The organism is Brachybacterium sp. AOP43-C2-M15 (assembly GCF_052446295.1).
In the GTDB taxonomy this organism is placed as follows: Bacteria; Actinomycetota; Actinomycetes; order Actinomycetales; family Dermabacteraceae; genus Brachybacterium.
In genome coordinates this window covers 69,206-81,437 of sequence record NZ_JBQSWB010000011.1, presented here as the reverse complement: position 1 = coordinate 81,437, position 12,232 = coordinate 69,206, and the positions used below count along the sequence as shown (strand labels likewise).

The following is a 12,232-nucleotide window of genomic DNA, read 5'->3' as shown; positions in this document are numbered from 1 at the left end:
CTCGTGACGTCTCCCGTCGCCCGGCTCGGCCGTCGGGGCGGGAGCGGAAGTCCTGAGGCGACCATACGGAGGGCAGGAGCGCTCGCCGATCCGACGAACGTCGATGACCTCGTATCTTCCGGACACCCTGACGGACCGGCCTCCCAGGTCCTGCGCGTCGCCGGTGGCACAATGACCACCATGACGACGCCTTCACGGATCCTCGTTGTCGATGACGATCACGCGATCGCCGAGATGGTCGGCATCGTGCTGCGCGGCAAGGGCTACGAGGTCGCCACCTCGCCCGACGGCGCCTCCGCGCTGGAGACCTTCCCGCGCCTGCGTCCCGACCTCGTCCTCCTCGACCTGATGCTGCCCGGGATGGACGGGATCGAGGTGTGCCGACGGCTGCGCCGGGAGTCCGGGGTGCCGATCATCATGCTCACCGCCCGCACCGACACGGCCGACGTGGTGGAAGGGCTCGAGGCGGGGGCCGACGACTACCTCACCAAGCCCTTCGAGCCCGAGGAGCTGGTGGCGCGCATCAAGGCGCGGGTGCGGCGCGTCGATCCCCCCACCACCGAGACGCTCGCGATCGGGGATCTCACGATCGACGTCGACGGGCACGAGGTGCGGCGCGGATCCGACCTCATCTCCCTCACCCCGCTCGAGTTCGACCTGCTCACCCAGCTGGCGCGCAAGCCGTGGCAGGTCTTCACCCGTGACGTGCTGCTGCGGGACGTGTGGGGCTATCGGCACAGCGCGGACACCCGCCTGGTCAACGTGCACGTCCAGCGTCTGCGCTCGAAGATCGAGCACGATCCCGAGAACCCCGCGATCGTGGTGACGGTGCGCGGGGTCGGGTATCGCGCCGGGGGCGGGGCCTGACCGCCCCGACCCGATCGTGACCACCGGCCCGTCCGTGAGCACCGGCCCGAGCGCGGGGGGCGATCCGCGGGCGAGCGCCGAGGAGGACTCCTCCTCGACCGCGGGGAGCGTGCGCGCGGTCCTCGGCGCGGATCCGCGCAGCTGGCCGCTCGCCCTGCGAGTCGTGCTGGTCACGACGCTGCTCTCGATCGTCGCTCTGCTCGCCGTGGGCGCCTACCTCTCCTCGGTGATCGCCGACGGGCTCTACGAGCAGCGTCGGGACCGGGTGCTCGAGGAGACCCTCGAGGTGCGCAGCGACCTCACCGACACGCTCTCCCAGGTCTCCGGCTCCACCAGCACCCAGCAGCAGGACGCGGTGAGCGCCTTCGTCCAGACCACGGGCGGGCAGGGCGGCGGGGACCGGCGCGAGGTCGCCCTGGTGCCGGTGGAGACGACCGGCACCGTCTTCCCCGTCGCCTCCTCGGACCGCACCCTCTTCGACGAGGTCGACGACGAGTTCTCCGCGACGGTGGCGGAGCAGCCCGACGCGATCTCCTGGCGCTCGATCGGCCGCGACGACGGTGCCGGCAGCACGGACCCGGCGCTCCTGGTCGGCACCCGCGTGATCGTCCCGAGCGCGGGTTCCTACGACCTGTACCTCGTCTACTCGATGCAGGAGGAGCAGGAGACCCTCTCCTTCGTGCAGCGCGTGATCCTCGGTGGCGGCGCGGTCCTCCTGGCCCTGATCGTCGGCATCGCGATCGTCGTCGCCCGGCTGGTGACCACGCCTCTCAAGCGTGCCGCGCACGCCGCCGGGCGGATGGCGGCGGGCGACCTGACCAGCCGGGTCGAGGTCTCCGGCGCCGACGAGCTGGCCCGGGTGGGGGAGTCCTTCAACGACATGGCGCGCAGCCTCGAGCAGAAGGTGGACGACCTCACCGAGCTCTCGCACGTCCAGCAGCGCTTCGTCGCCGACGTCTCGCACGAGCTGCGCACGCCGCTGACCACGATCCGCATGGCGTCCTCGGTGCTGGACGGCCGCCGCGGGGAGCTGCCGGGGGAGCTGCAGCGCACGGCCGAGCTGCTCTCCGCGCAGGTGGAGCGCTTCGAGGTGCTGCTGGCGGACCTGCTGGAGATCTCCCGCTTCGACGCCGGGGCGGCGGTGCTCGAAGCCCGTCGCGAGGACCTCGACGAGCTGGTGATGCGCGCGATCGAGGACGTCCGCCCGCTGGCCGGGGCGCGCGGATGCCTGCTGGACGTGCGACTGTCCGGGGAGGATGTCGACGCCGTCGTGGACGCGCGACGCGTGGACCGGGTGATGCGCAATCTGCTGACCAACGCGATCGAGCACGGCGCCGGCCGACCCGTGCTCGTGCAGACGGCGTCCGACGAGGACGCCGTGGCGGTCGTCGTGCAGGACTACGGCCACGGCATCTCCCCGGAGGACGCCCGGCGGGTCTTCGATCGCTTCTGGCGGGCCGATCCCTCCCGGGCGCGGACCATCGGCGGCACCGGACTGGGGCTGTCGATCTCGGTCGAGGACGCCCGGCTCCACGAGGGCTGGCTGCAGGCCTGGGGGCAGGAGGGCGAGGGGGCGGTGTTCCGCCTGACCCTTCCGCGGCGTCCCGGGGCGACGCTCCTCCGCTCGCCGCTGCGGCTGGAGCGCTCCTTCGACCGCCGTGAGGCCGATGCGGCGGTCTCGCCCACGCCCACCGGCGAGATCATGATCGGGCCCGGGCTGCTCCCGGACCTCGACGAGAGCGCCGGGGAGAGCGTTCCCGGGGCGGGCGGCAGCGTCCCCGGCGCGGGCGAGATCGGTGGAGAGCGATGAGACCGGCACGACGCGACGTGCTGCGGGCGGCCGGTGCCGCCGCAGTGCTGGGCCTGGGCACCGCCTGTGCGCGGATCCCCACCGATTCCCCGATCGACAGCCGCACCCTGTCGGGGCAGGCCCAGCCCGGGGCGCCCTACGTCCGGGCCCTGCCGCCGCCGGACGACGCCACCGCCGAGGACGTCGTCGCCGGATTCGTCCAGGCCGGGGTCGGCTCCGAGGAGGACTTCGCGGTGGCGCGGGCCTATCTCACCGCCGAGGCGAGCGCGACCTGGGACCCGGCCGCGAGGATCACCGTCTACTCCGGCAGCCAGGAGCTGCAGGTGGAGGAGGTGGGCGAGGGGAAGCTGGCGATGATGCTGCAGGTCGTCGCCCTCGTCGATGCCGACGGGGTGCGCAGCCTGATGTCCGGTCCCGTCTCCCGTGAGATCCAGGTCGAGATCGAGCAGGTCGAGGACCAGTGGCGGCTCAGCGCCGTCCCGGACGGGATCTTCCTCTCCGAGGCCGCCTTCGAGACCCTGTACGGACCTGCACGGCTGTACTTCCTCGACGCGCGCGACCGACATCTGGTCCCCGACCATCGCTGGTTCCCGCTGCGGCGCGGCGCCCCGGCCGTGCTCGAGGCCTTCCTGGCCGGCCCCGCCCCCTTCCTCGAGGGAGCGGTGACCAGCCACGTGCCCCGGACCTCGGGGATCTCCGATGCGGTCATCACCACCGGCGTGGACGGGAGCGCGCAGGTCACGGTGCCCACGGCGATCGCGAGCCTCGCCGCCGGGCCGAGGGCGCTGGCCCTCTCCCAGCTGGAGGCGTCGCTGCGATCGCTGCGCACCCTGTCCGGGGTGCGCCTGGTGCAGGACGGCCAGGACGTGGTGCTGGACGACGAGACCCGGGTCGAACGGGCCCTGCCGGGGCATCGACCGATCGCCGCCGGACCGTCCGGGATCATCTCGCTGACCGATGCGGGCACGGCGGACCCGGCCGTCCAGCTGGTGCCCGACCTCGCCGAGACCGAGGTCTCCGCGCCGGTGATCGCGCAGGACGGCGTGCTGGCCGCCGCACGCAGCCGTGAGGGCTCCGTCGTCCTGATCGCCTCGACCGACGGCTCGGTGCCCCTGCGAGAGGCGGCCACCGGCGGCGCCTTCGTCGCGCCCCGGATCGACGACGCCGGCTTCGTGTGGACCGCGTCCCGGTCCAGCGCGGGAGCGCTGCTGGCGCTGTCCGGACAGGGACCCGACCGCGATGCCAAGGTGGATGCCCCGTGGCTGGCCGGGCGCGAGATCCAGGCTCTGGACATCGCCGCTGACGCGACCCGGATGGTCCTGCTCTCCGCCGACGACGGCGGATCCCGCGTGGATCTGTGCGCCGTGGTGCGCGATGCGGACGGCGTCCCCGCCTCGCTCACGGAGCCGACGACGGTGCACACCTTCCTCACCTCGGTCACCGATCTCTCCTGGTACGACGAGCTCGCGCTGGTGATGCTCGGCACCGACCGGTCCGCGGAGGAGGAGCGCGCCCTCATCGTCGACCTCGCCGCCGGGCGCGAGGCACTGCCCGTCCTGGAGCCCGGCATCGACCGCATCGCCGGCTCCGTGGTGGCCGAGGCCGTCTGGGCCGGCACCGCGGGCGGAGAGCTGCTGCGCAGCGACGGTGAGAGCTGGACCCCGGTCGACATCGAGGGGCGCGACCCCTCCTTCTACTGAGGCCCGGCGGGCAGGCATGACGGCCCTCGCGCGGTGCGGCGACCGTTCCTCCCCACCGCGGTGCCGTCCACCGCGGGCATCGCTGCCTCGCACCGTTGGGGCGGAGGTGCTGGGATCGGCGGATGGACGATCGGCGCGACCTCTCGGGCACGGTGCGGGAGGTGATCGCGCAGACCTGCGCGCTGGTGGCCCCGCGGAGGTGCCCGTGCGGCCGTGAGGACGTCTGGCTCTGTCCGCGCTGCGCGGCGCTGCTGCAGGTCGAGCCGCGTCGCGTCGAGACCTGCTGCGATGCGCTGCAGGTGCTGACGGCCGCACGGGTACGGGAGGAGCGACGCGGCGGCATCGTGCTGCCCGCCGGCGTGGACCACAGCGCGCTGCTTCCCGTGCTCGCGCTCGGGGAGTACGGCGGTGAGCTGCAGAAGATCGTGCTGGCCTGGAAGAACGGCGGGATGCTGCATCTCGGTGCGCGGATCGCCCCGGCGCTGGCTCCTGCCGTGGCCCGGCTCGCCGAGGACGCGGAGGTCGTCGACCCCTCGCTGGTCCCGGTGCCCTCCCGGCGCGGCGCCCGGCTGCGACGCGGTGAGGACCACACCGCGGAGCTCGTGCGTGCTCTGGACCGCGGTGGGGCGGGCCGGGCCCTGCTGCTGGGCGCCCGGCCCACCACGGCCCAGGAGGGGCAGGGCTCCCGGCAGCGACGCGCCCGGAGGATCGTGCTCTCGGGGCGCCGAGCCCGTGACGCGGGACGAGCAGGCCGGAGCGTGGTCATCGTCGACGACGTCGTGACCACCGGATCCACCCTGCGCGGGATGCACGAGGCGCTCACGGGGGCCGGGATGCGCGTGCTGGGCGCCGTCGTGGTCGCCTCCGCACGGATCCCGCCGCCGGGCGAGTTCCGCGACGAACGATCAGGAAACATCGAGTGAAACGTGGCATGCTTATGGCACTCGCCACATCGAGGGCGGGACCCCCTTCATCAGGAGGTGCGACACCCAGCCGAAGAGCCATCGCGGCCGGGCTCAGAGCGGCCGCACCCGGATAGGAGGAGAACCCACTCATGGAGATCAACGTCGTCGGACGTCATATGGACGTCCCGGATCGATTCCGCCGTCATCTCACCGACAAGCTCGACAAGGTCACCCAGCTCGCCCCCGCGGCACTCCGCGTGGACGTCGAGATCTCGCAGGAGAAGAACCCCAGGCAGGCCGAGCTCAGCGATCGCGTCGAGCTCACCGTGCACGAGAACGGTGCGCTGATCCGTTCCGAGGCGCGAGCCGACGATCTCTACGGGGCCCTGGACATCGCCTACGGCAAGCTCCTCGAACGTCTCCGCCGGGCTCGTGACCGTCGCAAGGATCATCGCCGCGGCCGGGACCGCTCCCACAAGAGCAGCGGGGCCAGCCTGCGCACCATGCCCGCGGACCAGGAGCTGCCCGCCTCGCTCCAGGAGACCTCGCCGCAGCCCGCGGAGGAATCGGCCGAGAGCTCGCGGACGGACGAGGTCGATCTGGCCGAGGCCGGGAGCCCGGTGGTCATCCGCGAGAAGAAGCATCCCGCGAACCCCATGAGCGTCGACGACGCGCTCTACCAGATGGAGCTCGTCGGCCACGACTTCTTCCTGTTCGTCGATGACGAGTCCGGCAACCCGAAGGTGGTCTACCGCCGCAAGGGCTGGAACTACGGCGTCATCGAGCTCGACGGCGAGCTGGCGGCATCCTGACCCCGAGACCCGACCGGAGGGCGGGAGGAGCGCACCGGCGCCCTCCCGCCCTCGGTCGCGTCGGCGGCCACCGATGAGCGCCTCCCTGAGCTGGACCGCCGCCCGACGGATCGCTCTGCGCGCGCAGGGGATGGGCGGCGCACGTCGCAGCGAGCATCCCACGACCGCGACCAGCCGCCGCGCGCTCGCGCGCACCCTCGAGAGCACCCAGCTCCTCCAGATCGACTCGGTCAGCGTCTTCGCCCGCGCCCATCACCTGCCGGTCTACACCCGCACCGGGATCTGGGATCCCGCGGTGCTGGATCGTGCCCTGCGACCCGGGCCGCACCGGATCCTGCACGAGAGCCTCGCGCACGAGGCCGCCCTCACCTCCCCGGAGGTGCACCGTCTGCTGGCCTTCCGACGCCGGGACACCGCGGAGCGCGACTGGGGCGCGCTGCGTGAGATCGCGACCTCGTCCCCGCATCTGTTCGCCAGGACCCGGGAGGCGGTGGCCGAGCTCGGCCCCGTCAGCGCCGCCGCCGTGTCGCGCCATCTGGGGGACCTCGAGCGCGGTGAGGGATGGGGCTGGCGGCGCACCTCGACCCAGTGGGCCGTCGAGTACCTGTTCCGCACGGGAGAGCTGGACTGCGTGGCCCGCAATCCTCAGTTCGAGCGCCTCTACGTCCCGGTCGAGGAGGCGCCGGGCCCGCCGGGGAGGGCGGCGGCCGTCGGCGAGCTGGTCTCCCGTGCCGCCCGTTGCCTGGGCATCGCCGATGCCGGGGCGCTGGCGGACTACTTCCGGCTGCGCGTGCGCGAGGTCCGCCCGGCGATCGAGGACCTGATCTCGCGCGGCGAGCTGGAGGAGGTCGAGGTCGCCCATCCCGCCGGGCAGCGCCGGATGCTCCTGCACGCCGAGGCCCCCCGGGCCCGCCGGTTGCGCACCGCGGCGCTGGTCAGCCCGTTCGACCCGATCGTGTTCCATCGCCCTCGCCTGGAACACCTCTTCGACGTGGACTACCGCATCGGCATCTACACCCCGGCCGCGCGCCGCACCACCGGGTACTACTCGCTGCTCTTCCTGCACGGTGACCTGATCCCCGCCCGGGTGGACCTCCGCGCGGACCGCGCCCGCGGCGTGCTGGAGGTCCGCGGCACCTACCGCGAGCCGCTCCCGCACCTCCCCTCCCGCAGCCGCCCGCCGGACGAGGAGGTCCTCGACGCGCTCGTCGCAGAGCTCGGCCGCGCCGCGCGGTGGCAGGGGCTGGAGGGGATCGAGGTGAGCACCGGGAGCGGCACCGGGGAGCTCTCCTCGGCGCTCGCGCGGCAGTGCGGCCAGGGATGACGGGCTCCGTGAGGTCCGCCGGCGTCCCTGTGCCGGAGGGTGCCGGAGCGACCCGGGACGGCGCGTCGAGGGCGACGGCCCGAGACGACACCGGGTGAGGATGCACGCAGGTGGTCACCCTCGGGGACCGTGACGCTTACGATGGGTCAGGCATCTACCGCCCGTGACGGCGGACACCAGATCTACGGGAGCACGAGTGGTCAACCTCTTCGACAAGATCCTGCGCGCCGGCGAAGGCCGGGAAGTGCGCCGGCTCGAAGCCATCGCCCAGCGAGTGGGCGAGGCGGAGGACGTCTTCACGGAGCTCAGCGACGAGGAGCTCCGCGCCGAGACCGACCACTTCAAGGAGCGGCTCGAGGACGGCGAGACCCTCGAGGACGTGATGATCGAGGCTTTCGCGGCGGTGCGCGAGGCCGCGCACCGCACCCTGGGCCAGCGCCCCTACGACGTGCAGATCATGGGCGGTGCCGCGCTGCACCGCGGTCGCATCGCCGAGATGAAGACCGGCGAGGGCAAGACCCTGGTCGCGACCCTGCCCGCGTACCTCAACGCGCTGGCGGGCAAGGGCGTCCACGTGGTGACCGTCAACGACTACCTCGCGGGGTACCAGAGCGACCTGATGGGCCGCGTCTTCCGCGCCCTCGGGCTGACCACGGGCGTGATCAAGTCGGGGATGACCCCGGCCGAGCGCCGCGAGCAGTACTCGGCGGACATCACCTACGGCACGAACAACGAGTTCGGCTTCGACTACCTGCGCGACAACATGGCCCTCAAGCCCGAGGACAGGGTCCAGCGCGGTCACAGCTTCGCGATCGTCGACGAGGTCGACTCGATCCTCATCGACGAGGCCCGCACCCCGCTGATCATCTCCGGCCCCGGCTCGGGGGACGCGAACAAGTGGTTCACCGAGTTCGCGAAGGTCGTCCTCGAGCTGCGCCGCGATCGGGACTACGAGGTCGACGAGAAGAAGCGCACCGTGGGCGTGCTCGAGTCCGGCATCGACAAGGTCGAGGACCGCCTGGGCATCGACAACCTCTACGAGTCGCTGAACACCCCGCTGATCGGGTTCCTCAACAACGCCATCAAGGCCAAGGAGCTGTTCAAGCGGGACAAGGACTACGTGGTCCTCAACGGCGAGGTGATGATCGTCGACGAGCACACGGGCCGCATCCTCGCCGGACGGCGCTACAACGAAGGCATGCACCAGGCGATCGAGGCCAAGGAGGGGGTGAAGATCAAGGCGGAGAACCAGACCCTCGCCACCATCACCCTCCAGAACTACTTCAAGCTCTACGAGAAGCTCTCGGGCATGACCGGCACCGCCGAGACCGAGGCCGCCGAGTTCATGAACACCTACGACCTCGGGGTGGTGCCGATCCCGACCCACCGCCCGATGCAGCGCGCCGACGAGGCCGACCGCATCTACCGCACCGAGAAGGCGAAGTTCGAGGCCGTCGTCGAGGACATCGTCGAGCGTCACGACAAGGGGCAGCCCGTGCTCGTGGGCACCACGAGCGTCGAGAAGTCCGAGTACCTGGCCAAGATGCTCACCGCCCAGGGCGTGGAGCACGAGGTCCTCAACGCCAAGAACCACGCGGGCGAGGCGGCGATCATCGCCATGGCCGGGGCCAAGGGCGCGGTCACGGTGGCCACCAACATGGCCGGCCGCGGCACCGACATCATGCTCGGCGGCAACGTCGAGTTCATGGCCCATGCGGAGCTCGAGAAGCGCGGTCTGGACCCGGAGGAGGATCCGGAGGTCTACGAGTCGGCGTGGGACGACGAGCTCGAGCGCGCCAAGGACGCGGTGGCGGAGCAGCACGACGAGGTCGTCGGCCTCGGCGGTCTGTACGTGCTGGGCACCGAGCGGCACGAGTCGCGACGCATCGACAACCAGCTGCGCGGGCGCTCCGGTCGTCAGGGCGATCCGGGCGAATCCCGCTTCTACCTCTCGCTGCAGGACGACCTGATGCGCCTGTTCAACTCCGGGGCGGCGGAGTCGCTGCTGGCGCGGGGCGGCGTGGACGAGTCGATCCCGCTGACCGGCCGCATGGTCACCGGTGCGATCCAGCGCGCGCAGAACTCCATCGAGTCGCGCAACGCGGAGATCCGCAAGAACGTGCTGAAGTACGACGACGTCCTGACCAAGCAGCGCAAGAAGTTCTACGAGGAGCGCTCGCGCATCCTCGACGGCGAGGACCTCGACGCGCACATCGAGCGCTTCATCGAGGAGGTCATCGGCGGCACGGTCGACGCCCACACCCGGGGCAAGCCCGCCGAGGACGTCGATCTCGAGGAGCTCTGGGGGGCGCTGCGGCCGGCCTATCCGGTCTCCCTCACCGCCGAGGAGCTCATCGAGGAGATGGGTGGCAAGGAGAACCTCGAGGCGAGCGTGCTGAAGGAGGAGATCCTGGCCGACGCCCGGGTCGCCTACGAGAAGCGTCGCGAGGAGCTCGGCGAAGAAGGGCTGGGCCAGCTGCAGCGCCGAGTCCTGCTCTCGGTCATGGACCGTCGCTGGCGCGAGCACCTCTACGAGATGGACTACCTCAAGGAGGGCATCGGGCTGCGCGCGATGGCCCAGCGCGACCCGCTCATCGAGTACGAGCGCGAGGGTCACCTCATGTTCAACGACATGATGGCCGGGGTGAAGGAGGACGTGGTCGGCTACGTCTACCACCTCGAGGTCCAGGTGGAGAAGGCCGAGCCGGTGGTGCCCAAGGCGGTGAGCGATCTGCTGCGCGGCGCGTCCCGCGCCGCGCAGGCCGCGGTCGCGAGCAGTGCGTCGTCCGCGGGGGTCGTGCAGAACGGTGCGAGCACCGAGGCCGAGTCCGGCAGCGCAGCTGCCGTGGAGACGGAGGAGGCCGAGCGATCGGGGCAGGCCGTCGGCGTCGAGAGCACCGACGCGGAGGCCCGCGACGACGCGGCGGGGCACACCGACACGCCGCGCGATGCCGATGCCGATGCGGAAGCTGGCGCGGATGCCGGGGCGGACACCGATCCCGTCACCGACCTGTCGGACGAGGAGCGGGACGAGCGGGCCGAGCAGCTCGCGCAGGAGAATCGCGTGGTCCTGCGCGCCAAGGGCCTGGACGACGGTCCGTCGGAGCGACAGCTGCGCTACACCTCCGCGGAGGGGAGCGGCGTGCAGGACTCCTCGACGCTCTCGCGCGCCCAGCGGCGCCGACAGGCACGTCGGGCACGCGCCGGCGAGGCGGCCGAAGGAACCTCGAGCGACAAGGTGCAGGACAAGCCGTCCGGCGCACCGCAGGATGCCGCGCAGAACCGGGCTCAGCGCAGGGCGCAGCGTCGGCGGCGCTGAGTCAGCCGATCTCGAGCACGGTCACCCGCCATCCGGTGTGCCGCAGCTCCCACCGCATGGCGAGGAACCGTGCACGGTCGGGCTCGCGCAGCACGCAGCTGGCCTCGACCGTGTGCTCGTTGACCACGCAGATGCGCACCCCGGTGACCATGAGCTGTCGTGGCGGCGCGTAGCCGGTCGTCGCTCGCAGTCGTCGTGTCAGCGCCGCTCGGCGAGCGAGCTGATGGCTCACCTCCGGGATGACCAGTCGCGAGAGCGAGTTCTCCGGGCGCATGTCCCGGACGATCTCGACGGCCCGTCGAGCGACGGGCGCGACCAGCGGCTCGATCGAGCGGGGGTCCTCCGGGGCGTAGCTCTCGGTGCCGGTGCGGGCGGGGCGTTGATCGGTGGTGGTCATGGCGTGTCCTGAGGGGTCAGCGAGGTCGGGACGGTGAGTTCCTGACCGGGATGCAGTCGATCGGGGTCAGGCCCGATGAGGTCCCGGTTCATCTCGTGGAGCTGCGGCCAGGAGGCCGCGATCTCCGCGGGGTCGGAGGGCGCGGGGCCGAGGAGATCCTCGGTGATGCTCCACAGACTGTCGCCGCTGCGCACGATCACGATGCGGGTCGGATCCGGCGGCGGCGCCTCCGGTGCATCTGGTGCGTCTGGTGCGTCTGGCGCCTCTGGCGCGTCGGACGGCTCCGGGGAGGTCTCCTCGCCCCAGCCGAGCGACGGCGGCGCGTCGATCTCCGCTGCGGCATCTCCGTCGTCGCGGGGCGCGTCGGGACCGCCGGCCGTCCCGTCCGACGAGGCGGCGTCCCGGTCGGACTCCGTCGACGGTCCTTGCGCGGAGACCAACCGAGAGGACTGCGGGATCGCGTGGTCCCTGCCCTCTGTCACGCTCACGGAGGAGGCCGGTCCGGAAGCGCCGGCCGTCCTCTCGGGGATGCTCTCGGCGGCGGACCCCGGGGCGATGACCAATGCTGTGGCGGCGGTGGCGACCACGGCCCCGGTCGAGAGGCGCCGGGCGAGGCGCGGCGCCAGCACCCGGAGCGCGGCGAGCACGGCGGCACCGCTGCGGCTGGCCGGTCCGACCATGACGACAAGTGCCGCCAGCGCCCAGATCACGGCGAGGTAGAGGCACAGCAGGGCGCCGATCAGCGCGAGGCCGACGAGGACTCCCGCGACCAGGGCCTGTTCGCCGTGCCCGGTGCGGGCCACCGGGCCGAGGGCGCCGACAACGGCTCCCGACGCCAGCGCTCCGGACGCTGCTGCCGCGGCGCAGAGCAGAGTCACCCCGGGCCGCACGGCCGTCTGTGTCGTCGTGTCGTCCGCCATGGGCACCCCCGGATGTCGTGACATCGCCGTGGTGGCGTCTCCGACCGACGCAGGGATGTCGTTTGATGCAGTTTGATGCTGGTGAATGTCTTTAGAGCGAAGATAGTCGTGTGTGGCGCGTCACGCAATGGGGCAATGAGGATCTGTGGATGACTCCGCGTGGGGAGGAGCCGTCGCT

Annotated in this window: 9 protein-coding genes; 7 read left to right on the top strand and 2 right to left on the bottom strand. The window is 72.0% G+C overall.

Translation table 11 applies throughout. The features are described 5' to 3' along the window. The first annotated feature begins 171 nt into the window (after positions 1-171). The 7 genes from mtrA (at position 172) to secA (ending at position 10,737) form a co-directional block, all read left to right on the top strand. Positions 172-867, top strand: a complete 696-nt coding sequence (mtrA, locus tag ACT3SP_RS13365; protein WP_444587791.1) for an MtrAB system response regulator MtrA — start codon at positions 172-174, stop codon at positions 865-867. A 34-nt stretch (positions 868-901) separates the two neighbouring features. Next, positions 902-2,677, top strand: a complete 1,776-nt coding sequence (gene mtrB / locus ACT3SP_RS13360) for an MtrAB system histidine kinase MtrB (RefSeq protein WP_444587790.1) — start codon at positions 902-904, stop codon at positions 2,675-2,677. Then, positions 2,674-4,377, top strand: coding sequence for an LpqB family beta-propeller domain-containing protein (locus ACT3SP_RS13355; RefSeq protein WP_444587789.1), 1,704 nt, complete (start codon positions 2,674-2,676; stop codon positions 4,375-4,377). Before mtrB ends, ACT3SP_RS13355 begins: the two co-directional genes overlap by 4 nt. 122 nt (positions 4,378-4,499) lie before the next feature. Continuing rightward, on the top strand, positions 4,500-5,300 hold the full coding sequence (locus ACT3SP_RS13350; RefSeq protein WP_444587788.1) for a ComF family protein: 801 nt from the start codon (positions 4,500-4,502) through the stop codon (positions 5,298-5,300). Positions 5,301-5,431: 131 nt separating this feature from the next. Further along, positions 5,432-6,094, top strand: a complete 663-nt coding sequence (gene hpf / locus ACT3SP_RS13345) for a ribosome hibernation-promoting factor, HPF/YfiA family (protein ID WP_444587787.1) — start codon at positions 5,432-5,434, stop codon at positions 6,092-6,094. Positions 6,095-6,167: 73 nt separating this feature from the next. Beyond that, entirely contained in the window at positions 6,168-7,418 is a 1,251-nt protein-coding gene (locus ACT3SP_RS13340) for a winged helix-turn-helix domain-containing protein (protein WP_444587786.1), read from the top strand. 196 nt (positions 7,419-7,614) lie between these two features. Then, on the top strand, positions 7,615-10,737 hold the full coding sequence (gene secA / locus ACT3SP_RS13335) for a preprotein translocase subunit SecA (RefSeq protein WP_444587785.1): 3,123 nt from the start codon (positions 7,615-7,617) through the stop codon (positions 10,735-10,737). 1 nt (position 10,738) lies between these two features. Here the strand turns inward: secA and ACT3SP_RS13330 are convergent, their stop codons facing one another. Further along, on the bottom strand, positions 10,739-11,134 hold the full coding sequence (locus ACT3SP_RS13330; RefSeq protein WP_444587784.1) for an Rv3235 family protein: 396 nt from the start codon (positions 11,132-11,134) through the stop codon (positions 10,739-10,741). Continuing rightward, entirely contained in the window at positions 11,131-11,937 is an 807-nt protein-coding gene (locus ACT3SP_RS13325; RefSeq protein ID WP_444587783.1) for a LysM peptidoglycan-binding domain-containing protein, read from the bottom strand. Before ACT3SP_RS13325 ends, ACT3SP_RS13330 begins: the two co-directional genes overlap by 4 nt. Between the last annotated feature and the right edge of the window lie 295 nt (positions 11,938-12,232).

What these genes read in the sequence shown, in the direction of transcription:
- ACT3SP_RS13330 (WP_444587784.1), bottom strand. Translation starts at nt 11,134, where the DNA reads ATGACCACCACCGATCAACGCCCCGCCCGCACCGGCACCGAGAGCTAC.
- ACT3SP_RS13350 (WP_444587788.1), top strand. Translation starts at nt 4,500, where the DNA reads ATGGACGATCGGCGCGACCTCTCGGGCACGGTGCGGGAGGTGATCGCG.
- hpf (WP_444587787.1), top strand. Translation starts at nt 5,432, where the DNA reads ATGGAGATCAACGTCGTCGGACGTCATATGGACGTCCCGGATCGATTC.
- ACT3SP_RS13355 (WP_444587789.1), top strand. Translation starts at nt 2,674, where the DNA reads ATGAGACCGGCACGACGCGACGTGCTGCGGGCGGCCGGTGCCGCCGCA.
- ACT3SP_RS13340 (WP_444587786.1), top strand. Translation starts at nt 6,168, where the DNA reads ATGAGCGCCTCCCTGAGCTGGACCGCCGCCCGACGGATCGCTCTGCGC.
- mtrA (WP_444587791.1), top strand. Translation starts at nt 172, where the DNA reads ATGACCACCATGACGACGCCTTCACGGATCCTCGTTGTCGATGACGAT.